Source organism: Streptomonospora mangrovi, assembly GCF_027604915.1.
Classification (GTDB): domain Bacteria; phylum Actinomycetota; class Actinomycetes; order Streptosporangiales; family Streptosporangiaceae; genus Streptomonospora; species Streptomonospora mangrovi.
Window position 1 is genome coordinate 66303 of record NZ_JAJAQC010000004.1, and the last position, 21998, is coordinate 88300.

Annotated in this window: 27 protein-coding genes; 14 read left to right on the plus strand and 13 right to left on the minus strand. The window is 74.2% G+C overall.

All coding sequences use genetic code 11. The features are described 5' to 3' along the window. Positions 1 to 43 precede the first annotated feature (43 nt). Both LG943_RS03095 and LG943_RS03100 read left to right on the plus strand, forming a co-directional pair. On the plus strand, positions 44 to 664 hold the full coding sequence (locus tag LG943_RS03095; RefSeq protein ID WP_270070619.1) for a class I SAM-dependent methyltransferase: 621 nt from the start codon (positions 44 to 46) through the stop codon (positions 662 to 664). Positions 665 to 784: 120 nt separating this feature from the next. Further along, positions 785 to 967 carry a PspC domain-containing protein gene (locus tag LG943_RS03100; protein WP_270070620.1) on the plus strand — a complete coding sequence of 61 codons (183 nt, stop codon included), beginning with the start codon at positions 785 to 787 and terminating at the stop codon, positions 965 to 967. A 124-nt stretch (positions 968 to 1091) separates the two neighbouring features. On the opposite strand, the gene LG943_RS03105 is transcribed toward LG943_RS03100, so the two are convergent. Further along, on the minus strand, positions 1092 to 1838 hold the full coding sequence (locus tag LG943_RS03105) for an AraC family transcriptional regulator (protein ID WP_270070621.1): 747 nt from the start codon (positions 1836 to 1838) through the stop codon (positions 1092 to 1094). A gap of 54 nt (positions 1839 to 1892) precedes the next feature. Here LG943_RS03105 and LG943_RS03110 point away from each other — a divergent pair, with 54 nt between their 5' ends. The 3 genes from LG943_RS03110 to LG943_RS03120 all read left to right on the plus strand — a co-directional run bounded on the left by LG943_RS03110 (position 1893) and on the right by LG943_RS03120 (position 4252). Further along, a complete protein-coding gene (locus LG943_RS03110) occupies positions 1893 to 3071 on the plus strand; it encodes an MFS transporter (protein ID WP_270070622.1) in 1179 nt (392 codons plus the stop codon). Between the two features lie 48 nt (positions 3072 to 3119). Then, positions 3120 to 3692: a TetR/AcrR family transcriptional regulator gene (locus tag LG943_RS03115; RefSeq protein WP_270070623.1), complete on the plus strand. Its 573-nt coding sequence runs from the start codon at positions 3120 to 3122 to the stop codon at positions 3690 to 3692. An 89-nt stretch (positions 3693 to 3781) separates the two neighbouring features. After that, a complete protein-coding gene (locus tag LG943_RS03120; RefSeq protein ID WP_270070624.1) occupies positions 3782 to 4252 on the plus strand; it encodes an LIC_13387 family protein in 471 nt (156 codons plus the stop codon). A gap of 109 nt (positions 4253 to 4361) precedes the next feature. On the opposite strand, the gene LG943_RS03125 is transcribed toward LG943_RS03120, so the two are convergent. Together LG943_RS03125 and LG943_RS03130 are read right to left on the minus strand one after the other, a co-directional pair. Continuing rightward, entirely contained in the window at positions 4362 to 5513 is a 1152-nt protein-coding gene (locus LG943_RS03125) for a cytochrome P450 family protein (protein ID WP_270070625.1), read from the minus strand. 52 nt (positions 5514 to 5565) lie between these two features. Further along, positions 5566 to 6801 (minus strand): MFS transporter, encoded by a 1236-nt coding sequence (locus tag LG943_RS03130; protein ID WP_270070626.1) that lies wholly within the window; start codon positions 6799 to 6801, stop codon positions 5566 to 5568. A gap of 127 nt (positions 6802 to 6928) precedes the next feature. Between LG943_RS03130 and LG943_RS03135 the strand changes: the two genes are divergently transcribed. Continuing rightward, entirely contained in the window at positions 6929 to 7396 is a 468-nt protein-coding gene (locus LG943_RS03135) for a MarR family winged helix-turn-helix transcriptional regulator (protein ID WP_270070627.1), read from the plus strand. A 47-nt stretch (positions 7397 to 7443) separates the two neighbouring features. Here the strand turns inward: LG943_RS03135 and LG943_RS03140 are convergent, their stop codons facing one another. Beyond that, a complete protein-coding gene (locus tag LG943_RS03140) occupies positions 7444 to 8007 on the minus strand; it encodes a TetR/AcrR family transcriptional regulator (protein ID WP_270070628.1) in 564 nt (187 codons plus the stop codon). Continuing rightward, positions 8000 to 8836 carry an alpha/beta fold hydrolase gene (locus tag LG943_RS03145; protein WP_270070629.1) on the minus strand — a complete coding sequence of 279 codons (837 nt, stop codon included), beginning with the start codon at positions 8834 to 8836 and terminating at the stop codon, positions 8000 to 8002. Before LG943_RS03145 ends, LG943_RS03140 begins: the two co-directional genes overlap by 8 nt. Positions 8837 to 9080: 244 nt before the next feature. On the opposite strand from LG943_RS03145, the gene LG943_RS03150 reads away from it, so the two are divergent. From LG943_RS03150 to LG943_RS03170, 5 genes are all read left to right on the plus strand, one after another. Continuing rightward, entirely contained in the window at positions 9081 to 9443 is a 363-nt protein-coding gene (locus LG943_RS03150; RefSeq protein WP_270070630.1) for a DUF2089 domain-containing protein, read from the plus strand. Beyond that, positions 9443 to 9700: a hypothetical protein gene (locus tag LG943_RS03155; protein WP_270070631.1), complete on the plus strand. Its 258-nt coding sequence runs from the start codon at positions 9443 to 9445 to the stop codon at positions 9698 to 9700. The genes LG943_RS03150 and LG943_RS03155 overlap by 1 nt, the downstream gene beginning before the upstream one ends. 70 nt (positions 9701 to 9770) lie before the next feature. Next, positions 9771 to 10208, plus strand: a complete 438-nt coding sequence (locus tag LG943_RS03160) for an SHOCT-like domain-containing protein (RefSeq protein WP_270070632.1) — start codon at positions 9771 to 9773, stop codon at positions 10206 to 10208. Positions 10209 to 10325: 117 nt separating this feature from the next. Further along, on the plus strand, positions 10326 to 11144 hold the full coding sequence (locus tag LG943_RS03165) for an alpha/beta fold hydrolase (RefSeq protein ID WP_270070633.1): 819 nt from the start codon (positions 10326 to 10328) through the stop codon (positions 11142 to 11144). A 265-nt stretch (positions 11145 to 11409) separates the two neighbouring features. Then, the gene (locus LG943_RS03170; protein WP_270070634.1) at positions 11410 to 12645 is read left to right on the plus strand and encodes an epoxide hydrolase family protein; all 1236 of its coding nucleotides are present in this window, start codon (positions 11410 to 11412) and stop codon (positions 12643 to 12645) included. A 113-nt stretch (positions 12646 to 12758) separates the two neighbouring features. Here the strand turns inward: LG943_RS03170 and LG943_RS03175 are convergent, their stop codons facing one another. Both LG943_RS03175 and ccmA read right to left on the minus strand, forming a co-directional pair. Beyond that, positions 12759 to 14234 (minus strand): DUF6297 family protein, encoded by a 1476-nt coding sequence (locus LG943_RS03175; protein ID WP_270070635.1) that lies wholly within the window; start codon positions 14232 to 14234, stop codon positions 12759 to 12761. Further along, entirely contained in the window at positions 14231 to 14848 is a 618-nt protein-coding gene (gene ccmA / locus LG943_RS03180; RefSeq protein WP_270070636.1) for a heme ABC exporter ATP-binding protein CcmA, read from the minus strand. The genes LG943_RS03175 and ccmA overlap by 4 nt, the downstream gene beginning before the upstream one ends. 59 nt (positions 14849 to 14907) lie before the next feature. On the opposite strand from ccmA, the gene LG943_RS03185 reads away from it, so the two are divergent. Then, a complete protein-coding gene (locus LG943_RS03185) occupies positions 14908 to 15408 on the plus strand; it encodes an SRPBCC family protein (protein WP_270070637.1) in 501 nt (166 codons plus the stop codon). A 177-nt stretch (positions 15409 to 15585) separates the two neighbouring features. On the opposite strand, the gene LG943_RS03190 is transcribed toward LG943_RS03185, so the two are convergent. Beyond that, positions 15586 to 16245, minus strand: a complete 660-nt coding sequence (locus LG943_RS03190; protein WP_270070638.1) for a TetR/AcrR family transcriptional regulator — start codon at positions 16243 to 16245, stop codon at positions 15586 to 15588. A gap of 148 nt (positions 16246 to 16393) precedes the next feature. On the opposite strand from LG943_RS03190, the gene LG943_RS03195 reads away from it, so the two are divergent. Continuing rightward, on the plus strand, positions 16394 to 17152 hold the full coding sequence (locus LG943_RS03195; RefSeq protein ID WP_270070639.1) for an SDR family NAD(P)-dependent oxidoreductase: 759 nt from the start codon (positions 16394 to 16396) through the stop codon (positions 17150 to 17152). A 304-nt stretch (positions 17153 to 17456) separates the two neighbouring features. Here the strand turns inward: LG943_RS03195 and LG943_RS03200 are convergent, their stop codons facing one another. Then, on the minus strand, positions 17457 to 18020 hold the full coding sequence (locus LG943_RS03200) for a TetR/AcrR family transcriptional regulator (RefSeq protein ID WP_270070640.1): 564 nt from the start codon (positions 18018 to 18020) through the stop codon (positions 17457 to 17459). Between the two features lie 100 nt (positions 18021 to 18120). On the opposite strand from LG943_RS03200, the gene LG943_RS03205 reads away from it, so the two are divergent. Further along, positions 18121 to 19080 carry an NmrA/HSCARG family protein gene (locus LG943_RS03205; RefSeq protein WP_270070641.1) on the plus strand — a complete coding sequence of 320 codons (960 nt, stop codon included), beginning with the start codon at positions 18121 to 18123 and terminating at the stop codon, positions 19078 to 19080. 460 nt (positions 19081 to 19540) lie between these two features. Here LG943_RS03205 and LG943_RS03210 read toward each other — a convergent pair whose 3' ends face one another. From LG943_RS03210 to LG943_RS03225, 4 genes are all read right to left on the minus strand, one after another. Then, complete coding sequence (locus tag LG943_RS03210) at positions 19541 to 20032, minus strand: SRPBCC family protein (protein ID WP_270070642.1); 492 nt, start codon at positions 20030 to 20032, stop codon at positions 19541 to 19543. Further along, the gene (locus LG943_RS03215) at positions 20029 to 20679 is read right to left on the minus strand and encodes an SRPBCC family protein (RefSeq protein ID WP_270070643.1); all 651 of its coding nucleotides are present in this window, start codon (positions 20677 to 20679) and stop codon (positions 20029 to 20031) included. Before LG943_RS03215 ends, LG943_RS03210 begins: the two co-directional genes overlap by 4 nt. Next, positions 20609 to 21088 (minus strand): ArsR/SmtB family transcription factor, encoded by a 480-nt coding sequence (locus LG943_RS03220; protein ID WP_270070644.1) that lies wholly within the window; start codon positions 21086 to 21088, stop codon positions 20609 to 20611. The genes LG943_RS03215 and LG943_RS03220 overlap by 71 nt, the downstream gene beginning before the upstream one ends. Before the next feature lie 175 nt (positions 21089 to 21263). Beyond that, positions 21264 to 21956, minus strand: coding sequence for a TetR/AcrR family transcriptional regulator (locus LG943_RS03225; protein ID WP_270070645.1), 693 nt, complete (start codon positions 21954 to 21956; stop codon positions 21264 to 21266). Positions 21957 to 21998 lie beyond the last annotated feature (42 nt).

A 21998-nucleotide genomic window follows, 5' to 3' on the forward strand; every position in this document is an offset into this window, starting at 1 on the left:
GGCACCTCGGTACATCCCAGCGGAAAGGACGGCGCGACCGACCATGGAGGAACCCCCCGGCAACCGATGGGCCGCGATCGCGGGAGACGACCACGGCGCCCGCTACGCCGCCCGGTTCGCGGACCTGGCCGCCTCCGGCGCCGACGTGCACGGCGAGGCGCACTTCTGCGCCGCCCTGCTGGCCCCCGGCTCCCGGGTACTGGACGCCGGGTGCGGGACCGGGCGGGTGGCGATCCGGCTCGCCGAACTGGGGCACGAGTGCACCGGGGTGGACGCCGACGCCTCCATGCTGGCCCAGGCGCGCTCCCGCGCCCCCGCGATGACGTGGATCCAGGCCGACCTGGTCACCGCGGACCGGCTCGATCTGCGCCCGGACTTCGACATGGTGGTGGCGGCGGGCAACGTCATCCCGCTGCTGGCGCCCACGACCGAGCCCGCCGTCGTGGCCGCCCTGGCGGCGCTGCTGCGCCCCGGCGGACTCCTGGTCGCCGGGTTCGGCCTGGACGCCGCGCACCTGCCCCTGGACGACGCCCCGGTGACCCTGGCCGACTACGACAACTGGTGCGCCGACGCCGGACTCGCCCTCGCCACCCGCGCGGCCACGTGGGACGGCGCCCCCTACACCGGCGGCGGCTACGCGGTCAGCGTGCACCGCCGCGACTGACCCCGCGACCGCCTTCCGTGACCGACCCGCCCGCCACGCGCGTGCGTCGATTCTGGAATAACCGTCCGGTTCCGGGTAGGCAGGGACTGGAATCCCGACAGATTGGAAGCAGCGACCACCATGGCAGCAAATCTCGTGCGCACCCGCAACAAGGTCATCGCCGGAGTCTGCGGCGGCCTCGCCCGCCGCTTCGGCCTCTCACCGTCCCTGGTCCGGGTGCTGTTCGTCGTCTCGTGCCTCATCCCGGGCCCGCAGTTCATCATCTACATCGCCCTTTGGGTGATCATGCCCAAGGAGGCGTAGCACCGGCCGTCCCACCCCACGCCTTCCCCGGCCCGGCCCAAACCGCCCCCCGGGGAAGGCCCCGCCACCCGCGCGCAGCGGCCCGGGGCGTCTTGCTGCGGCGGGCGGCCTGTTGCGGCGGGGCTCAGCGGGTTTTGCCGTGGGCTCCCGGGGTGTAGCCGATGGCGCGGTGGAAGACGTCGATGAAAGCGCTGGGGGAGGACCAGCCGCAGTGGTGGGCCACGGTGGTGACCGGGGTTTCGTCGGCCAGGAGGCGCAGGGCGTGGTAGAGGCGCAGTTGGGTGCGCCACTGGGGGAACGTCATGCCCAACTCGCGGCGGAAGAGGCGGCTGAGGGTGCGTTCGGCCGCGCCGGTGGCGGTGCCCAGTTGGGACAGGGTGCGGGGGTCGGCCGGGTCGCGGTGGAGGAGGTCGCACACGGCGGCCAGGCGGGGGTCGGTGGGGGCGGGGAGGTGCACGGGCTGCTGGGGTGAGGCGCGCAACTGGTCCAGCAGCACCGCGCGCAGGCGGCGGCGCTGGGGGGTCTCGGCGCGCGGGCCGCGCGTGTAGGCCACGATCAGCTCGCGCAGCAGCGGGCTCACCGCCAGGACCGTGGGGGTGTCCAGGCGCAGCGGGTTGGTGTCGGCGGGCAGGCCCAGCAGGTGCAGCTCCAGGCGGCCGTGCGCGCGGTGGGCGTGCACGCAGCCGGCCGGCACCCAGATCGCGCGGGTGCCCGGCGCGAACCACGTGCCCGCGTCGGTGGTGACGGCCAGCACCCCCGAACCCGCGTAGATGATCTGGTGGTCGTCGTGGCGGTGCGCCCCGATCACCTCCCCCGGCGCCAGCGGCCGGATGTCGGTGGGCGCCTTCGGGGTGTGGCGGATTTCCGGCATAAGTTGGCAGGTTATCGGAAGCGCGCTCGCCCCCTCCGCCGCCACGATGGCCGGGTGGTCAACCGCCTCCTCACCCCGCACACCCGCCCGGTCGTCCTGCTGGCGCTCGGGCACGCCTGCGTCGACGTCTACCAGGGCGCGGTCGCCGCGCTGGTGCCCTTCCTCGTCTCCGAGCGCGCCTACACCTACGCCGCCGCCTCGGGGATCGTCCTGGCCGCCACCCTGCTGTCCTCGGTGGTGCAGCCGCTGTTCGGCGCGCTCACCGACCGGTGGGCCATGCCCTGGCTGCTGCCGGTCAGCACCCTGGCCGGCGGGGCGGGGGTCGCCCTCGCCGGTGTCACCGGCTCCTACGGCCTCACCCTGGCGGTCGTGGCCCTCTCGGGTGTCGGCGTCGCCGCCTACCACCCCGAGGCCGCCCGGGCGGCGCGGACCGCCAGCCGCGGCAGCCACGTCGCGATGGGCTGGTTCTCGCTGGGCGGCAACCTCGGGTTCGCCGCCGCACCCCTGCTGGTGGCCGCCGTGGTCGCCACCGGCGGCCTGGGCGCCTCGCCGCTGCTGGTGGTGCCCGCCATCGCCGGCGCGGCCCTGTGCGCGGCGGCGCTGCGCGCGATCGCGCCCCCCTCCGGCGCGGCGCGGGCCGCACGGGCGCGCGGCCCCGCCGGGCGGGACGACTGGCGGTCCTTCGCGCTGCTGTCGGGGGCCATCGCGTACCGCTCGGTCGTGTTCGTGGGCCTGAGCGCGTTCATCGCCCTCTACGCGCGCGAGCGCACCGGGGGAGGCGACGCCGCCGGCGCGGCCGCGCTGTTCGTCCTCTACCTGGGCGGCGCGGTGGGGACCGCGGCGGGCGGCCGGCTCGCCACCCGCTTCGGCCGCCTGCCCGTGGTGCGCTGGTCCTACGCCCTGTCCGTCCTGGCCGTGGCCGGGGTGGTGCTGGTGCCCGGCCCGGTGCTCTACCTGTTCGTCGCGCTCGCCTCGGCCGGCCTGTACGTGCCGTTCTCCCTGCACGTCACCCTGGGCCAGGACTACCTGCCCCGGCGCGTGGGCACCGCCGGCGGGGTCACCCTGGGCCTGGCCGTCAGCGTCGGGGGGATCGCCAGCCCCGCCGTGGGCGCCCTCGCCGACGCGGCGTCGTTGCAGACCGCCCTCGCGCCGCTGATCGCGCTGCCCGCCCTGGGCTGGGTCCTGCTGCGCCCCCTGGAGGAGCCCGCGCGCCTGGAGCAGGGGGCGGGCTGAGGCCGCCACCACCCCGGCGGCGCGCTGCCGGACACTAGGGTGGGGGCCATGGCGAGAGGGCGGGTCACCCGGGATGACTGGACGCTGGCGGCGCTGCGCGCCCTGGCCCGCGGCGGCGTGGCCGCCGTGTCGGTCGACGCCCTCGCCGGGGAGCTGGACATCACCCGCGGCAGCTTCTACTGGCACTTCAAGGACCGCGAGGCGCTGCTGGTGGCCGCGCTGGAGCTGTGGGAGCAGCGGGCCACCGCCGACGTCATCACCCGCATCGAGCCCATCGCCGACCCCGCCGAGCAGTTGCGCGTCCTGCTGGAGACCGCGCTGGGCGCCGACGCCGTGGCCGGCCTGGAGCCCGCGCTGCTGGCGCACTCCGACCACCCCGTGGTGGCGCCCGTGCTCACCCGCGTCGTCGAGCGGCGCATCGGCTTCCTCACCGGCCTCTACCGCCGCCTGGGCCTGGACGCCGACACCGCGCGGCGCCAGGCGGTCGTGGCCTACGCCGCCTACCTGGGCTGGGCCGACCTGCGCCGCGCCGCCGCCGTGGTGCCCGAAGCCGCGGCCGAGGACCCGCGCGGGCAGGCCGCGCTGCGCCACCTCGTGGAGCAGTTGTCGGCCGTGCGCTAGCCGTGTCCTTGCTCACCGCCCTTGACGTACACGACTGTACGGGCGGAACATACACCTGTGTATGTTTCCCGAAACCGGAGGTCCAAGCCGTGCCGCGTCCCGTTGTAACCACGTTCGGCATCGGCGCCGGGGCGTGGGTCCTCACCGGCGCCGGCCACCTGGCCACGGTCGCCGCCCAGGCGCTGCGCCCTGAGACCGCCGAGGCGGCGCGCGCGTTCGCGGCCATGCGCGCTCACACCGTGGCCATCGCCGGCCTGCCGCGCGACCTCTACCAGCTCGACCTGGGGATGTCGCTGGTCATGGCGGTGGCCCTGGTCTTCGGCGGCCTGGTCTGCCTGCTTGTGGCGCGCTCGGCCCCCGAACTGGTCACGGGCGCGCGCTCACTGAGCGGCCTGGCGCTGGCGGCGTCGCTGGCGGCGCTGGGGCTGTCGGTGTGGCTGCTGCCGGTGCCGCCGATCGCGCTGTTCTCGGTGGCGGTCGCGGCGTTCGGCTGGTCCCTGGCCGCCGCCCGCCCGGCACCCGCCGCCCGACCCGTTCAGGCCACCGCCGGCCGCGGCTGACCCGGCCGCGGCCTCAGCACCGGTGGGCCGGTGGGCCGGTGGGCGGGTGGGCCGGTGCCGCGGCGGGGCGTCCCCGCTGCGGCACCGGCCCCGCGCGTCGGGGCGGCCGTCACCGCAGGCGCACTGGCAGGGCGGTCAGCCGACTGCCCTGGATCCCGCCGAAGTCGGTCTGGCGCAGGCCGGAATAGGGCACGGCCAGGCGCGCCGCCGGGAAGTCACTGCGCAGGACCTCCACCACCGTGCGCAGTTCGAGGCGGGCCAGGTGCACGCCGGTGCAGTAGTGGGGCCCCGCCCCGAACGTGAGGTCGGGACCGATGGCGCGCCGCGGATCGGTGTTGATCCCCTGGATGTCGATGAGAACGGGGGATCGGGCGGGCAGGGTCACCCCCGCGAGTTCGGTCTCCCGCGAGGTGAAGCGCCACAGGGTGAAGGGAGCCGGGGCGTGCACGCGCAGCGTGTCGCGGACCAGGTCCTCGGTCGCCGCACCCCGCTCCTCGCGGTCGGGCCCCAGGGCGCGGGACAGCAGGAATCCCAGGGCCGGGTCGGTGGTCAACTGCCCGGCGTAGATCAGGGTGAAAAGCAGATAGTGCAGTTGCGCCTCGGTGATCTCCGCGGGCACCCGGTCCCGCAGTTCGGCCGCCAGACCGCTGCCGCCCTCGGCCAGCGCGGCGGCGGCCAGGTCGGCGAACGTGGCCATGGCCGCGCCCACCTCCTCAGGATCGCTGCTGTACATGCGCCGGCAGGCGGCGATGGCCTGGTCGATCCGGTCGAGGGGGACACCCAGCACGTCGCAGACCACGGTGAGGGAGAACCGGATGGTGAAGTCGGCCGCCAAGTCCACCGTGCCCTCGGTCTCGGCCAGGCCGGTGAGCAGGTCGCGGGCGAACCCGGCGATCCGCTCGGCGTAGCCGGCCATGCGCCGCGCGGTGAAGAGCGGGGCGTGCGCCCGGCGCAGGCGCGTGTGCGCGGGTCCGTCGTAGGTGGTCAGCGACGGCTGGGCGGCGGCGGTCGGCTCCAGTCCCGCCCGGCGCGGATCCCAGCCGGCCGGGGCATAGGCGGGGTCCTTGACGATGTCCGGGTGGCGGAGCGCCTCGCGGGCCAGGGTGTCGTCGGTGATGATCCACGCCGGGCCGCCGGCCGGAGCCGCGACGCGCACCAGCGGGCCGGCCGCGCGCAGCTTCACCCGGGCGGGGTGGGGGTCGGTGATGCCGCGCGTGGTGACGGCGAAGGGGTCGGCGGCGGTCGGGTGCACGGAGGTCATCGGGCTCTCCTGACATGGGCGGCGGGGTGGTGCCGGTGCGCGGCGGGCGCGGTCACGCGCGGGGCTCCTGCGCGCGGGCGGGCAGCAGGAGCATGAGTGGGGCGGCGGCGACGTAGCAGGCGATCTGCCAGGGCAGGATCGCGCTCAGCCCCTCGCTGTAGGCGGTGAGCTGTGTCGCGCCGCCGGCGGCGGAGTCGGCCGCCCGTGCGAAGAACACGGCGCCCAGCACGGCCACGCCCAGCGCGTTGCCCAGTTGGGTGACGGTGGTCAGGACGCCTCCGGCCGCGCCGGCGTCCCGGGCGGACACCCCGGCCAGGACGACGTTGATCAGCGACGGCGCGGTGAGTCCGAGCCCCATCCCACCCAGCAGCAGCGGTGCGGCCAGCGCCCCGAAGAACAGCAGGCAGACGGCGAGCCCCGCCGCGAAGGCGCGCACGCGCAGCAGCGCGGGGTCCAGGACGGGGTGCCCGCCGCGTCGGGCGAGCCGGCGCTCCCGGCGCAGGAACACCGCGGCGACCGGGACCACGCAGGCCATCAGGGCGAATCCCCACCACGGCCAGCCCCACTCGCGCCCCTGCACCAGGGGCAGGAGCAGCAGTACCGCCGCGGTGGCGGCCAGCAGTGCGCCGGGCAGGTCCAGGCGGGCGGCACCGGGCGAGCGCGAGTCGGGCAGGGCGCGGTGGCCGATCGCCAGCCCCGCGAGCGCGATGGGCACGTTGACCCAGAAGATCGCCCGCCACCCCAGGCCGAACAGGTCGGCCTGGGTCAGGATGCCGCCGAGCAGCGGCCCGGCCACCGACGCCAGGCCGAGCACGGCGCCGTAGACGCCCAGGGCCGCCGCGCGGGCCTGCGGCGCGAAGGAGGCGCGGATGATTCCCAACACCTGGGGGATCATCAGGCCGCCGGCGAGCCCCTGCACGACGCGGGCGGCCACCAGCACGCCGGGGTCGGGGGCCAGCCCGCAGCCGGCCGATGCGAGCATGAACCCGGTCAGCCCGAGGAGGAACACGCGGCGGCGCCCGAACTGGTCGCCCAGGCGGCCGCCGAGGACCAGGGCGGCGCCGACGGCGAGCGTGTAGCCGGCCATGGTCCACTGGATCGCGGCCTCTCCCGCGCCCAGGTCGGCGGCGATGGCCGGGGCGGCGACGCTGACGATCGTGGCGTCGAGGAGTTCCATGAAGGCGGCGATGAGGACGGTGGCCAGGACGACGGCCGCCCTGCGCCCGGTGAGGGGAGCGGCGGTGTCGGGGGGTCCGCCGCCGCGGCGGCGGGAGGGGGTGGTGGTCATGCGGGATCTACTCCTGAGGGAGAGGGTGCGATAAAATCACTGCGCCACACATCAACTGCGTGACGCAGTGAAATTAGCACACATTTCCCTGCGCCGCGCAGCGAAACGAGTGAAAGAAGAGGCCGCCGTGACGAAGCCGACGCCCCACCGGGCCGCCGCGCTCGACGAGATCACCGGGTCCGCCATCCCCGGCTGGGCGATCCTGGTCGTGCAGGTCAACAACGTGGTCGCCACCCGGCTGGGGGTCACCGACACCGACGTCCAGTGCCTGCACGTGCTGGGCCGGCACGGCCCGGCCACCCCGGGTGCGCTCGCCACGCGGGTGAACCTCACCACCGGCTCGGCCTCGCGCATGATCGACCGGCTGGTCGCCGCGGGCTGCGTGCGGCGCGTCCCCGACCCCGGCGACCGCCGGCGCGTCCTCATCGAACCCACCCAGGAGGGCCTGGACCAGGTCCGCGCCGCCTACGCGGGCCTGGTCGACCGCACCCGCGCCGACCTCGACGCCTTCACCGACGGCGAACTCGACGCCATCCTGCGCTTCCTCCGGGCGGCCGAGCGCTCAACCGAGGCCGAGATCCAGCGCCTCCGCTGACCCGCCGCCGCGCGCGCCTTGGCGCGGCGCGCCTCGGGCGGGCGTCCTCACAGGGCGCGCAGCCCCCGGTCGGCGAAGGCGATCAGCCACGCGAAGCTCTCCTCCACGTCGGCGCTCCACTGGAACCCGTCGGCCGCCTCCAGCGTGGCGAAGCCGTGGAAGAGGCTGCGCAGCATGCGCAGCGCGTGGTCGACGTCGGCCTCCGCCACGTCGTAGCCGCGCAGGACCGCCGTGAAGGCGCCGAGCAGCCGTCCGCTCGCGGCGGCCACAGGGTCGTCCGGGCCCGACGGCTCCACCCCGATCGTCGCCGCGTAGCGGCCCGGGTGCTCCACCACGAAGGCGCGGAAGGCGCGCGCCGCCGCCGCCAGCGCGTCGCGGCCCGCACAGCCCTGGATCGCGCCGCCCACGGCGTCGGCGGCCTCGCCCAGCGCCAGGGCCGCGATGCGCCGGTTGAGGTCCTGCTGCCCGCTGACGTGCTTGTACAGCGAGGGCGTGCGCACGCCCAGCCGCGCCGCCAGCAGGCCCATCGTGGCGTTGGCCGGCCCCACCTCGTCGGCGAGGGCGGCCCCGGCCGCCACCACGGCCGCCGGGTCCAGGCCCGCCCTAGGCACGGGCGCCGCCGGTCCGCAGGAAGTCGAGCACCAGTGCCGCCACCTGGTCGGGGAACTGGTCGTGCGGGTAGTGCCCGGCGCCCTCTATCATCTCCAGGCGCCCCAGCCCCGGCGGCAGGGCGTCGACCACCGCCGCGCCCTCGGCCCGGGGGTCGGCCCAGTCGGGGTCCTGCGTGCCCATCACGACCAGCACCGGGCAGCGGACGCCGCCCAGGTGCGCGCCGGCGTCGGTGGGGACGCTGCGGCCCATGCCCTGCATCGCCTTCATCCGGCCTGGTTCGCGCAGCAGGGACTCGATGCGGTCGAGCCGCTCGGCCCAGTGCGCCGGCTTCGCGCCGGGATAGGCGACGTCGAGGTAGGAGCGCCACAGCCGGACGCTGCCGAAGGCGCCCGCGCCGAGCAGCCGCAGCATGCCCCGCCGGAAGCGCCGCACCCGCAGGTCGCCCGGGGCGATCGACTGCGCGCGGGTGAAGGGCGCCAGTTCGACCACGGCGGTGACCAGGGAGGGTTCGAGCGCGGCGGCGATGGTGGCGGCGCCGCCGGACACCGAGTGGCCGACCAGCACGGCCGGGCCGCCCAGGTGGCGGATCACGGCGAGCAGGTCGCCCGCGATGGCGGTGCGGGACCAGGCCGGCCAGTCGACGCTGGACTCCCCGCAGCCGCGCAGGTCCACCGCCGCGACCCGGTAGCCCGCCGCCACCAGCGGGGGGATCACGGAGCGGTAGGCGTCGCGGCTGTCGCCCATGCCGTGCGCGAGCACGATGAGCGGGCCGGAGCCCGTCACCTCGTAGGCGATCGTGCCGCCGTCGCGGTCGAGGTAGTCGGTCATGGCGCCCCCAAGTGGCTAATGAAGTTAGCTAAAAGCTAATGGCGTTAACCAGTCATGTCAACACCTCCGACCAGCGCGGACCGCGCGCGGGGTGCCGCACGACCCCCTGAGCTGGGAGGATTCATTTATCTGCATCTGACTTCCAGAAAGTTGAAGTTTTCGAGTTGCGAGGTTAAGAAAATCAATGTACAAATCAATGGCAGGCGCGACACCACAGGCACGAGCACGAGCAAGGGAGTCAACGGTGGACTGGCAGGCACTGACCGAACTCACCCAGGGGCGGCCCTTCACGGTCGAACGCGTCCGCCTCGCCGACAGCGGCATCGCGGTCGAGGGCCGGTTCGACCCCCCGCAACTGGCCCAGCTCAGCGCCGAGGACCAGGTGTTCGTCGCGGCGTTCGTGCGCGCGCACGGCTCCATCAAGGAGATGGAGCGGATCTTCGGGGTGAGCTACCCCACCGTGAAGGCCCGCCTGAACCGGATCGCCGAGCGCCTCGAGTTCGTCGACACCGACCCCGCCCCGAGCCGCGCCGACGTCGTGGACCGACTGCGGCGCGGCGAGATCACCGCCCAGGAGGCCCTGGCCGAACTGGAGCGGCCGCGGTGATGCCGCAACTGGTGACCCTGCGATGGCGCCGCCCCGGCGGCCGCCGCCACACGGTCCACATCCCCGTGCTGCCGGTGCTGGTGGTGCTCTCCCCGCTGCTGCTGCTCGCCGTGCTGGCCGGCCTGGTGGCCTGCCGCATCTTCGGGATCAGCCCGGGGGGAGCGCTGCGCGGCGCCGGGCGGCTGCTGTGGGCGCTGCCCGGAACCCAGGTGGAGTTCCACGACGGCTCGACGGCCATGACCGTGGCCGTCAACTGACCCCACCCGACCAACCCTGACACCTCCAACAACCCCAACAACCCCAACACCCTCAGGAAGAAGGAACCCGATGAACGAGCAGCGCCGGCAGATCCTCCAGATGCTGACCGAGGGCAAGATCACCGCCGACGAGGCCGAGCGGCTGATCGACGCCCTCGACACCGACCAGCCCGAGCCGCGTGCGCTGGACGCGCCCCGCTCCGGCTCCCGCCCCAAGTACCTGCGCGTGGTGGTGGAGGCCGGGCAGGGCACCGAGGCCGATGGCGACGGCCCCACCCGCATCAACGTCCGCGTCCCCCTGCAACTGCTGCGCGCCGGGGTCCGGCTGGCCAGCCTGCTGCCCCCGCAGGCCATCACCAAGGCCAACGCGGAGCTGAGCAAGGCGGGCGTGCCCATCGACCTCGCCCAGCTCAAGCCCGCCGACGTCGAGGAGCTGGTCGACCAACTGGACGAGCTGACCATCGACGTGGACGACCCCGACTCCAAGGTGCAGGTGTTCTGCGAGTAGCCCCGCACCCCCGACCGGTCGGCCCCGGCCCGCCGCCGGCACGCGCGCACGCGCGGTCCGGGCCGCCCGGACACCCCCACCAGCCCACACCCTCACCCGCACCGCCTGGAGACCTTCATGGCAAAGCCCCCCACCTCCCCGGCCCCCGCCCCCTGGACCGGCATGGTCCCGGTCGATGACACCGCCCTGGCCGTCACCGACACCGGCGGCTCCGGCACCCCCGTCGTCTACCTCAACGGCCAGTTCGCCACCCAGGGCTACTGGCGCCGCGTCATCGCCGACCTCGGCCCCGACTGGCGCCACATCACCTACGACGAGCGCGGCCGCGGCCGCAAGTCCCAGCGCTCCGCCGACTACTCCTTCGAGGCCGCCGTCCGCGACGTCGACGCCGTCCTGGCGGCCCGGGGCGTGGCCCGCGCGGTGGTGGTCGGCTGGTCCTACGGCGCCTTCGTCGCCGCCCACTGGACCCACCGCAACCCCGACCGCGCCCTGGGCACGGTCCTGGTCGACGGCGCCCAGCCCTACGACTGGATGAACGAGGAGATGGAGCGGCACATCCGCAAGCTGTTCCGGCGGCTGAGCCTGATCGCGCCGCCGCTGCGCCTCACGGGACTGATGCCGCGCATGAGCGCCGAGCAGATGGCCGCCAGCAACATCGAACTGGGCTGGCTGGCCCGCGAGAGCGAACTGGGGCCGGTGCTGGACGCCATCACCGTGCCCACCCGGCACGTGGTCGCCTCGGGATCTTCCTTCGGCGACAGCGGCGGCGGGCAGGAGCTGATCCGCACCAGCCTCCAAGGGGTGACCGAGCGCAACCCCAACATCCGGATCCACGCCAAGGTCCCCAGCAACCACGGCGCGATCCTCAAGAAGGACCACCGCACCGTCGCCGAGGCCGTCCGCGCGGTCGCCGACCTCGCCCGCGACCGCGGCTGACCCGGGGCGGCGGCCGGGGCGCGGGCGCGCGGCGGCAGCCTCCGCAAGTGCCGGTGATCACCCCGGTGCCACCGCGATACGCAACACCGCATGTGGTTGGATTGGCGGCGCAGTTTCGCACCGGAACCCCCCGGCCGGTTGGGCGCTCGCTGCCCGTCGTCCTTCGGTCGTGGGCCGACGGGCCGGGCCGCGGGGCGGTTCCGGCGGAAGGCCGCTCGGCCGGCCGCCCATCGGGCCGGCGGCACACCCAGTAAGGAACACCGCGATGACCACCGCCTCCGCCTTCCCCTTGCAGCCCGTTCCGATCCACGTGCCCGACGAGGTCCTCACCGACCTGCGCGCCCGCCTCGCGCTGACCCGTGCGCCGCTGGACGAGGGAAACGAGGACTGGTCCTACGGCGTCCCCGCCGACTACCTGGGCGAACTGGTCGCCTACTGGCGGGACGGCTACGACTGGCGCAAGGCCGAGGCCGCCATCAACGTCTACGAGCACTACCAGGTGAGCGTGTCCGGCATCCCGGTGCACTTCATGCGCAAGCCCGGCCGCGGCCCCCACCCGATCCCGCTGATCCTCACCCACGGCTGGCCGTGGACGTTCTGGCACTGGTCGAAGGTGGTCGACCCGCTCGCCGACCCGGCCGCGTTCGGCGGCGACCCCGCCGACGCGTTCGACGTCATCGTGCCCTCCCTGCCCGGCTTCGGGTTCCCCGGCCCGCTCACCGGGTTCCCCGACGTCAACTTCTGGAAGGTCTCCGACCTCTGGCACACCCTGATGACCGAGACCCTGGGGTATGCCAAGTACGCCGCCGGGGGCTGCGACATCGGCGGGATCGTCTCCAGCCAGCTCGGCCACAAGTACGCCGACGAGCTGTACGGCATCCACATCGGCTCGGGGCTGCCGCTGGACTTCTTCACCGGCCCCCGGGCCTGGGACTTCGCCCGCAACCGGCCCCTCACCGACGACCAGCCCGAGGAGATCCGCGCCCGGATCATCGAGATGGACCACCGCTCGGCGAGCCACCTCACCGTGCACATGCTCGACGGCGCCACCCTGGCCCACGGGCTCAGCGACTCACCCGCCGGGCTGCTGGCCTGGCTGCTGGAGCGCTGGAACGCCTGGAGCGACAACGGCGGCGACCTGGAGTCCGTCTTCACCAAGGACGCCCTGCTCACCCACGCCACGATCTACTGGGCGAACAACTCCATCGCCACCTCGATGCGCTACTACGCCAACGCCAACCGCTACCCCTGGGCGCCCGCCCACGACCGCACCCCGGTCGTGCAGGCCCCGGTCGGCCTCACCTTCGTCACCTACGAGAACCCGCCCGGCATCCACAGCGCGGCCGAGCGCGTCGAGGCCTTCAAGAACGGCCCCCAGGGCGCGTGGTTCAACCACGTCAACGTCAACGCCCACGACCACGGCGGCCACTTCATCCCCTGGGAGAACCCCGAGGCATGGGTGGGCGACCTCCGCCGCACCTTCCGCGACCGCCGCCCCTGACCCTCGGCCGCGGCCACCCGCCCGCAACAACGCGCACGCCCCGCCGGACGGCGTCCGCCCGGCGGGGCGTGCGCGCGCGCTGAGCCGTACGCGCGGGCGGATCCGCTGTCCGGCTACCCGCGCCGCGCGGCGGCGCAGTAGGCCGCCAGGACCGCCGCGCCCCACACCGCCTGGGCCCCCAGCAGCGGGGCGGTGACCCCGCCGGCGAACGCCATCAGCGCGGGCAGGCAGCCCAGGGCCGCGATGTCGGCGCCCTCCAGCGCCCACCGCAGCGGTCCCAGCGGCACCGGGCCGAGCGGGGTGTCCATCACCGGCATCGTGTGTTCGATCGGGCGGCGCCGCGCCAGGCGCAGCGCGCCCGCCGCCAGCGCCGGCGCGCACAGCGGCCCCAGCGGCCACAGGCTCCCGCCGGCGCCCGCGAGGTCCAACCCGGCCAGGGCCAGGGTCAGCCAGGCGCCGCCGAGCACGGCCGGCAGCACCGCCCGCGCCGCCAGGAGCGCGCGCGGGGCGGCGCCCAGCAGCCGCGCCAGCGCGGGGTCGCCGGCGTCGCGGCGCGCGCCCGCCGTGCTGGTGGCGGCGACCGCCAGCGCACCCGCCGCGAGCACGAGCAGTACGGCCCACCCCGCACCGCCCGCCCGCGCGGCCAGCACGGGCAGCACCGCGGCCGCCGCCACCAGCGCCAGCCGTCCCGGCCGCCGCGCCAGGCGGCGCCAGTCCAGCCAGGCCACCGCGGCCGCCCCCGGCAGCCGCACCGGCCACGCGCGCGACCGCAGGCGGCGCGTCCGCCAGTGCGCGTCCTCGGCGATCCAGGTCAGCGTGCCCGGGTCCATGGCTGCGAGCGCGCCCGCCGCCAGCCCCACCCGGGTCGAGGCGTCCAGCACCGCGCGGGCGGGGAAGCGCGCGAGGGCGCTCCAAGCCCGCCCGGCGAGACCGGCGGCCGCCGCGGCCGAGGCGCACGCCGCCGCCGTCCACGCCGCCACCGGAGCCGACGCGGCGGCGGCGAGCACGCCGCTCCCCGGCCCCGCACTCATCGCGGCGGCGGCCACCGCCACCGCGACCAGGACGGCGATCACCCCGACCAGCCGGGCGTCCCAGGACTGCGCGCCCTGCGCCAGCACGGCCACCGACATCCCGCCCAGCGTCCACGACACCCCCAGCACCACCGACGCCGGCAGCCGCAGGGTCAGCGCGTCGGGGGTGCCCAGCGCGCTCAGCAGCGCCAGCCCCACCAGCGCGCCGCCGGCCACGCACACCGCACCCAGCACCAGCAGGGTGCGGGCCAGCACGCCCCGGCGCGGCAGCGGCGAGAGCACCAGCCACGCGGCGTCGGCCGCCGAGACCGACACGGGTCCCACCGCGCGCGCAAGGACCAGCCCGCCCGCCAGCAGCAGCGCGATCAGCGCCAGCCCCGCGCCCGCGCGCTCGGGGGCGAGGGCGCCGGGTACGGCCTCCACGGCGCGGACCAGCACCGGGGTGACCAGCATCGCCGCCAGCGCGAGGGCGACCAGGGTGATGTAGTGGTCCGACCAGGTGCGGCGCCGGTGGTCCCGTGCCCGCACGAACGCCCGGACCGGTGCGACCGCGCTCACGCGGCGGCCTCCAGGGCGACCGGGCGGGCGGCCTGGGCGAACGCGGGGTCGTGGGTCACCATCACCACGGTGCCGCCGGCGGCGGAGTAGTCGGCGAGCAGGCCGGCGAGCCGCTGCCGGAACGCCGCGTCGAGGCCGCGTTCGGGCTCGTCCAAGAGCAGGAGGCGGCTGGGCCGCAGCAGCGCCATGGCCAGGGACAGCCGCTGGCGCTGCCCGGTCGACAGCGAGACGGGGGAGCGGTCGACGCAGCCGCCCAGCTCGAACAGCTCCAGGGCGGCCGCCACCTCCAGCCGGCCGGGGCCGTGGACGGCCCGCATCAGCTCCAGGTGCTCGCCCACGGTCAGCCCGGGGTACCAGGCGGGCTCGTCGCCGACCAGGGCGACCTCGCGCCAGAACCCCGGTTCGTCGGCGGGCGGGCGGCCCAGCACGCTCACCCGTCCCTCGGCCCGCTGAAGACCGGCCAGGCAGCGCAGCAGAGTCGTCTTGCCGGCGCCGTTGGCGCCGACCACCGCGACCACCTCCCCGGGTGAGACGGTGAGGTCGACTCCACGCAGAACGGCGGCGCCGCCCAGGTCCACGGCCACGTCTTGGGCCTCAATGATCGGCTGTGTCACCGGCCCAGAGTAGAGGCAACGGGGTTGGCGGTTCGGGCGCTTTGGGGTACCAGTGCGTGATGAAGTACGTCAACTCGATCGAGATCGCCCTGCCGCGCGAACGCGTGGCGCAACTGCTCGCCGACCCGGCCCACCTGCCGAAGTGGCTGCGGGGCTTGGTGCTGCACGAGCCGGTGAGCGGGGTCCACGGGCAGCTCGGAACCACGTCGCGGGTCGTACTGCGATCAGGGCGGCGGGAGATGGAGTGCACCGAGACGATCACCCGCCGGGATCCGGCCGACCTGCGCGGTATCCCGAAGGGGAGCGTGGTGCACTTCGAGCGCGAGATCTCCGGCCCGGGCATGTGGAGCGTCGTGCGCGACCGGTTGACCGAAGCCGGTCTGGAGACGACGCTGTGGGAGAGCGAGAGCGAATACCGGTTCACCGGCTTCAGCGGCCTGCTGATGCGGCTGGTGGCGCTGCTGATGCCGGGCGCCTTCCACAAGCAGTCGCAGCAGCACATGGAGGATTTCAAGGCGTTCGCCGAACTGGGGAAGGACGTCCGCGAAGAGGCGAACTGATCCGCCCCCGAGCAGCCGGGGCGATCCTCGACGGCGGCCGGCCGCCGCTGCGAGCGTCCGGCCACGGGATCCTCGGGCGCCGTTGCCGAACGCGGCACACGTCGCGTCCAAGCCGTGAGTCCCGCCGGCCGTGGCCGCCCGTCCTCTGCACGTCGTCGCGGTCTTCGGCAGCGCGCGTCAGTGGCGGCGTTCCGGCTTGAGGTCAGGCCGGCGGTCGGGGGCGTATCTGGCGAGCATCGTCTGGACGGCCTCTTCGACGGCGTTGTGGATGTCGGAGGCCGCGGGGTTCCAGTCCGTCAGCAGCAGGCGGGGCCACAGGACGTAGTTGGCGATCATGCCGAGGAACTGGTTCGCGGCGCTCTCGGCGTCAAGCACCTCAGCGTTGCCCGCGTCATGCTCGGATTCCAGGTACTGCTGGACCGCGGCGAAGTAGGGCATTTTGCCGAGCTGGAACTGCATCCGGCCCAGTTCGGGGAAACGCGGCAGTTCGGCGATGACGATCCGGAACAGGCTCGCCATGCGGGGCTGTCCGATCAGGTCGGCGTAGCGGTGGCCGATGGCGCTCAGCCCGGAGCGCAGGTCTCCCGCCGGCGGCCGCGCGGTGGTGTCGGCGGCGCCGCGCTGCCAGGACTCGGTGACGATGGCCTCGAAGAGGGCCGCCTTGGTGGGGAACTGCTTGAACAGCGTGGACTTGGAGACCCCGGCCGCTTCGGCGATCCGGGCCAGGGAGGTGCCGTCGTAGCCCCGGTCCAGGAACAGCTCCGTGGCGGCGGAGATGATCGCCTCGCGCTTCTGCTGGGCGAGCCTGCGGTGGTGGGCGGTGAGTTCTGCTGCCATGCGGAGAGTATGCCCCAGTGCCGAGGCGAGTCACTTGACTCGCCTCGCAGTCCGGCTTACGCTGCACCAGCAAGACGAGTCGAGTGACTCGCCTCTGATCCGCGGCACCCGGGCGCATCCGGCTGTCGCATGGCCGCGAAGGACGTTCATGACAATCGACAAGACCGCCCTGGTGACCGGTGCGAACCGCGGCCTGGGGCGCAGCGCGGCCGTCGCCCTGGCCGCACGCGGAGCGCGGGTCGTGGTCACCCACCGCGGCGATGCGGCCGGGGCGGAGAAGACGGCGGAGCAGGTGCGGGCCGCAGGCGGGACCGCCGCGGTTCTCCGGCTCGACATCAGCGACGTCTCCTCTTTCGCGCCCTTCACCGCCGAACTGGGCGGGCAACTGGAGCGCTGGGGTGCCTCGCGGCTCGACATCCTGGTCAACAACGCGGGCGTGGGAGTCTTCGGGCCGCTGGAGACCGTCACGACCGACGACTTCGACACGGTGATGGGCACCAACGTCCGGGGCACGTTCTTCCTCATCCAGTCGCTCGCGCCGCTGCTGGCCCAGGGCGGCCATATCATCAACGTCTCGACGTCGTTGACCCGCCACACCAGCCCCGCCACCTCGGTCTACTCCGCCTCCAAGGCCGCCGTCGAAGCGCTGGGCCGCACCCTCGCCGCGGAACTCGGACCCCGCGGCATCCGGGTCAACTCCATCGCCCCGGGGCCGACCGCCACCGACTTCAACGGGGGAGCGATGCGGGACGACGCCGGTATGCGCCGGGTCCTGGCCGGACAGACCGCCCTCGGCCGCGTCGGCCAACCCGAGGAGATCGGCGACGCCATCGCCGCGCTGGCCGCCGAGGGACTGCACTGGGCCACCGCCCAGCGCGTCGAGGTCTCCGGCGGCGCCCTTTTGTGACCCGGGCAACCTCTCGGCTTGGCTCGCGGTGTCGCAGGAGTTGAACAGCACCAGAAGAACCGCTCCAACTCCGGGCGGGTCGGTTCCTCGTCGAACTTCCCGTACGACGTGGCCTGTTCATCGGTTGAGAACTCCACCGGCATGCCGAGCGGCCGTACGCGGACAAGCCCCGCCGTGAGGCCGACTTCACCGAACCGGAACCGAATCCTCAGCCAAGATGCTTAGCGTTAACGGCTGTACCGCTACTACTCAAGCTGGGTGACGCCGGGCGCGCCGAGCCGATCCTCCATGCCCCTCCCGGCGGTCAGGCCGGGGCCTGCACCCCCGCCAGGGCCAGCCGCAGCAGCCGCCGCGCCTCCCCGGCGGCGTCGGCACGGCCCTCGGTCGCCAGGGCGATCCCGCTCACCAGGGTCACCAGGTCCGCCGGGGTCGCCTCCGGGGCCGCCGCGCCCTCCCGTGCGGCGCGGTGCAGCAGCGGGGCGACGGCGGCCGTGAGCCTGGCCGAACAGGCATCCGCGTCGTCGGTGCCTACGAGCCCCTCCGCCACCAGGGCCTCGGCCATCCCCCGCGCCGAGGCCGCGTAGTCGGTGAACGCCTCCAGCCACCGCGTCAGGGCCGTGCGCGCGTCGGCGGTGTCGGCGAGTTCGGCGGCCAGGGCCGCCAGCGCCTCGATCCGCCGCGCGAAGACCGCCTGGAGCAGTTCGCGGCGGCCGGGGAAGTGCCGGCGCACGGTGGCCGATCCCACGCCGGCCACCCGGGCGATCTGCTCCAGCGAGGCGTTCGCTCCATGCTCGGCGACCTCCGCCTCAGCGACCTCGAGGATGCGCGCGTGGTTGCGCCGGGCGTCGGCCCGCTTGCTCACCGCCATGTCGACTCCTTGCTCACGCCGCCCGCCGGCCCGGCGGGTTCCGGGCCCTGTTGCCAAACGGCGGACCCCGCCGTTTTACGGTTCCCGTTCTGGAGGCACGATGCCGGAGACATCCGGACCCCGCCCACGCAGCACCGCCGACCGGCCTGTCCTGGTCACCGGGGCGACCGGACAGCAGGGCGGCGCCACCGTCCGCGCCCTGCTCGCGGCCGGGGCATCCGTCCGCGCCCTGGTCCGTGACCCCCGGTCCGCCCCGGCCAGGGCCATCGCGGCCCTGGGCGCCGAGACGGTGGTCGGAGACCTCCGTGACCGCGACTCTCTGGTCCGGGCCGCCCGGGGCGCCCGGGCGGTCTTCTCGGTGCAGCGGCCCGACCCGGCGTCCGGAGGGGTCGAGGGGGAGGTGGCGCAGGCCACGAACCTGATCGCGGCGGCGCGGGCCGCCGGGGTCCCGCAGTTCGTGCACACCTCCATCTCCGGCGCCGACGCCCGCACCCGGGCCCCGGGGTGGGACGAGGGACGGTGGGACGCGACGGTGGGCCCAGTCCTCACCGCCAAGGCGGCGATCCAGGCGCGGGTGCGTGAGGCGGGCTTCCCCCGGTGGACGATCATCTGCCCCGGGACCTTCATGGAGAACTTCCTGCCCGCGAACAGGTTCCTGTTCCCCCGGGGGATCGAGGGGGGACTCGTCACCGTCATCAAGCCCGCGACGCGCCTGGCGCTCGTGGCGGTGGCCGACATCGGCGCGACCGCGGCGGCCGCCGTCGCCGACCCCGAGCGGTTCCATCGCGTGGAACTGGAGCTGGCCGGCGACCGCCTGTCGATGGCCGAGGTCACCCGGACCCTGTCGGAGGTGCTGGGCCTGAGCCTGGAGGTGCCGGACATGACCTTGGAGGAGGCCAGGGCCGCGGGCCTGCACCCGGCGGGCACCGGCCACGACTGGATGAACGCGGTCCCCCAGGTGGGACGCCCCGAACATGCCCGGGCCCTGGGGATCGACGTCACCTCGTTTGAGCAGTGGACCCGGGAGCACGCGGACGCCTTCGCCTCCGCGGATTCCTAACCCGGCGCGCGGCCCGCGCCGGACCAGGGCTGGGCCGTGCCGTGGTCGGAGCGCGCCGCAGTTCCGTTGTGTACCAAGCAATGTACCAAAATATCGTCACCTCCGATAAGGTTCACTTATCGGAGGTGAGAAACCGGGGTTCTTCTTATGGTCCAAGCGTTTGCTGTTTCGTTTTCCGTTTGTAACTAAACGTAATTGGGTGACGAAACGAAAGGGCGCGCCGGGCAGCCCCCGGATGCCGTGAGGCCACGAGGGCTGAGGGGTCGATGATCACAGAACCGCCTCGGTGGGCTGAGCGGCCGTTCCGGGCGTCCCGTCCGGATGAGAGCGCCACGGGAAAGCGGACGTGAGAACGCGCGTGCGCGCTGATGAGGATGAGGCCCGCACCACCCGCGATCCCGTGACGGGGCGCTCCAGTTCGGGCCGGCGCGATGGGGGTGCCGTCGCTGTCGGCGACGAATCAGTTCGTCCCCTCGCGGACGTCCGTCCCGTTTTCGGCGAACGCCTTGAAGTCCTCCATGTGCTGTCGCGACTGCTTGCGGAAGGAGCCGGGCAGCAGAAGCCCCACCAGCCGCATCAGCACCCCCTCGAACCGGAACTCGCTCTCGCTCTCCCACAGCGTCGCGTGCGGACCCGCCTCCAACAGCCGGTCTCGCTGGACCTGCCACATGCCCTCGGCGACGATCTCGCGTTCGTAGTGCACGACGACCGAACCGGGCGCCGCGTGCGGGTGCGCGGGCTCCAGGCGAGTGATGGTCTCGGTGGCCTCCATCCGCTGCCCGCCCGTCTGGAACACAACACGCGAGGTGGTACCGACCTGGCCGTGTGCGCCGTTCACCGGCTCGTGCAGCACCAGGCCGCGCAACCACTTCGGCATCTGCGCGGGGTCGGCGATCAGCCGGAGCACCTCGGCGCGCGGCAGCGCGATCTCGATCGAGGTGGTGTACTTCATCGCGCGTCCCCGGTGGACAGGTAGAACGCGGTGGTGGCCTCGACCGCCGCGGCGACGTGGTCGGGTTCGCCGCCGCCGGCCAGGTGGGCCTCGCCCCAGGCGGCGGCGCTGCGCCGGCTGAACTCCTGTCCGGCGGGCGATGCCCGGAACTGCTCGTGGTCAAGTACCTCGCCGTCAGCCAGGAACCCCGCGAGGGTGAGGAGGTGCAGGTCCCAGCCGACACCGCCGGCACCGGGGCCGTAGGTGGGGAACATGGGCTCCCCGAGGGCCGCGGCGTGGACCAGTTCGAACTCGGTGCCCCCGGCCGAGCCAGGAGACAGGCGAACCGTGACCTCGCTCGTGCCCGGCCACTCGTCGGCGCCGGGTCCGAACATCCAGGACACCCGCAGCAGGCGCGGCGGCTCGCACCGGAGGATCTCACCGTGCTCGCCGCCCTCCAGCTCGAAGGCCCCGCCGAGGCGCAGGTCGCCGGTGACCGGCTGCATCCAGCGGCTCAGTCGCTCGGGGTCGGTGATGGCGTCCCACACGTCGTCCGGGTGCGCGTCGTAGCGACGCCTCAGTTCCATGGTGTAGGCCTCACCGGCGGGCAGGGTCGCCGTGCCCATCTTCCGGCGGGCGGCGGCCAGTTCGTCGAGTACGTCCTTCATCGTCATGCTCCGTCCGGTAGGGAATTCCTGGTGCCGACGCTTCTTCGCCGACCCCGCGCGGCCGGCCGGGCCCGCCGACGGGCTGTCGGACGGCACGCCTGCCCCGGGCCAGCTCGGTCTCCAGTGCGTCGAGCCGCTGGTCCCAGAACCTGCGAAACCGGCCCAACCACGCGTCGACCTCGCTCAGCGGCCCGGCCTCGACGGCGTAGAACCGGCGAGTCCCCTCAGCCCGCACCGACGCGAACCCGTTCTCCCGCAGAACGCGCAGATGCTGGGAGACAGCCGGTTGCGACAGGGCGAACTCGGCTTGGATCACGTCTGTGACCGCGCCGGAGGTCTGCTCACCGTCGGCGAGAAGCTCCAGAATGCGCCGGCGCACCGGGTCGCCGAGGACATCGAACGCGTGCACGAGACCACCCTATACCAAGACACACTTATATAAGTTTGAACTGATATTTTTCCCAGCGGCTCTCGGCGGTGTCGACGTCCCTCGACATCCGATGAGCCCGTTTCGATTCCGGTGGCGAACGAGCACCGCCGGCGGGCCGCGACCGTCCGGCAGGTTCACGCGCGCGAGGCGGACGTCACTCCGATCGCCGGCTGATCCTGGCGGCCACGGCGTCGAGGACCCACTCCAGGCCGGTGGCGAAGGACTCCTCGGCGTCCACGTGGGTGGCCTCGCGGACGGCCCTGGCCAGGGCCGGGAAGCGGCCCGTGGCCAGCATCCGCTCCACGTGCGGGCCCGAGGCGCGCTGCCAGTCGCTCTTGGACAGGCCGGTGGCGCGCTCGGCGCGAAGGTTGGCCACCTCACGGCGGATCGCGCCGATAGTGTAGGCGTTGACGGTCTCCACGGCGCGCAGGGCGGTGTCGATGTCGGTGCGGCCGTCGAGGGGCGCCAGTGTGGCCTCGGTCGCGGCGAGGGCGTTGGGGCCCAGGGTCGGGCGGCCGCCCAGCAGGTCGGCCAGCCACGGGTGGCGCAGGGCGGCCCGGCGGGTGCGGTGGGCGCGCACGCGCAGCGCCTCCCGCCACTGGGAGGGCGGCTCCTCGGGCAGGATCTCGGCGTGGACCTCGTCCACCATGAGGTCGAACAACTCCTCCTTGGTGGCGATGAAGCCGTACAGCCGCATCGGCCCGACGTCCAGCCGGGCGGCGACCTTGCGCAGCGACACCGCCTCCAGCCCGCCCTCATCGGCCAGGGCGAGGGCGGCGGCGACGATGCGCTCGCGGTCGAGCGGCGCGGGGCGGGCCGGGGGCTCGGGGCGGTCCCACACAGTCATGATGACACCGTACAGTTGCGATACGCCGTACACGGTCAATAC

Excerpts from the sequence above, each read along its gene's own strand:
- LG943_RS03095 (WP_270070619.1), top strand. The coding sequence starts at position 44 with ATGGAGGAACCCCCCGGCAACCGATGGGCCGCGATCGCGGGAGACGAC.
- LG943_RS03100 (WP_270070620.1), top strand. The coding sequence starts at position 785 with ATGGCAGCAAATCTCGTGCGCACCCGCAACAAGGTCATCGCCGGAGTC.
- LG943_RS03105 (WP_270070621.1), bottom strand. The coding sequence starts at position 1,838 with ATGCCGGAAATCCGCCACACCCCGAAGGCGCCCACCGACATCCGGCCG.
- LG943_RS03115 (WP_270070623.1), top strand. The coding sequence starts at position 3,120 with ATGGCGAGAGGGCGGGTCACCCGGGATGACTGGACGCTGGCGGCGCTG.
- LG943_RS03125 (WP_270070625.1), bottom strand. The coding sequence starts at position 5,513 with ATGACCTCCGTGCACCCGACCGCCGCCGACCCCTTCGCCGTCACCACG.
- LG943_RS03130 (WP_270070626.1), bottom strand. The coding sequence starts at position 6,801 with ATGACCACCACCCCCTCCCGCCGCCGCGGCGGCGGACCCCCCGACACC.
- LG943_RS03145 (WP_270070629.1), bottom strand. The coding sequence starts at position 8,836 with ATGACCGACTACCTCGACCGCGACGGCGGCACGATCGCCTACGAGGTG.
- LG943_RS03155 (WP_270070631.1), top strand. The coding sequence starts at position 9,443 with ATGCCGCAACTGGTGACCCTGCGATGGCGCCGCCCCGGCGGCCGCCGC.
- LG943_RS03160 (WP_270070632.1), top strand. The coding sequence starts at position 9,771 with ATGAACGAGCAGCGCCGGCAGATCCTCCAGATGCTGACCGAGGGCAAG.
- LG943_RS03165 (WP_270070633.1), top strand. The coding sequence starts at position 10,326 with ATGGCAAAGCCCCCCACCTCCCCGGCCCCCGCCCCCTGGACCGGCATG.
- LG943_RS03170 (WP_270070634.1), top strand. The coding sequence starts at position 11,410 with ATGACCACCGCCTCCGCCTTCCCCTTGCAGCCCGTTCCGATCCACGTG.
- LG943_RS03185 (WP_270070637.1), top strand. The coding sequence starts at position 14,908 with ATGAAGTACGTCAACTCGATCGAGATCGCCCTGCCGCGCGAACGCGTG.
- LG943_RS03190 (WP_270070638.1), bottom strand. The coding sequence starts at position 16,245 with ATGGCAGCAGAACTCACCGCCCACCACCGCAGGCTCGCCCAGCAGAAG.
- LG943_RS03195 (WP_270070639.1), top strand. The coding sequence starts at position 16,394 with ATGACAATCGACAAGACCGCCCTGGTGACCGGTGCGAACCGCGGCCTG.
- LG943_RS03200 (WP_270070640.1), bottom strand. The coding sequence starts at position 18,020 with ATGGCGGTGAGCAAGCGGGCCGACGCCCGGCGCAACCACGCGCGCATC.
- LG943_RS03205 (WP_270070641.1), top strand. The coding sequence starts at position 18,121 with ATGCCGGAGACATCCGGACCCCGCCCACGCAGCACCGCCGACCGGCCT.
- LG943_RS03210 (WP_270070642.1), bottom strand. The coding sequence starts at position 20,032 with ATGAAGTACACCACCTCGATCGAGATCGCGCTGCCGCGCGCCGAGGTG.
- LG943_RS03215 (WP_270070643.1), bottom strand. The coding sequence starts at position 20,679 with ATGAAGGACGTACTCGACGAACTGGCCGCCGCCCGCCGGAAGATGGGC.
- LG943_RS03225 (WP_270070645.1), bottom strand. The coding sequence starts at position 21,956 with ATGACTGTGTGGGACCGCCCCGAGCCCCCGGCCCGCCCCGCGCCGCTC.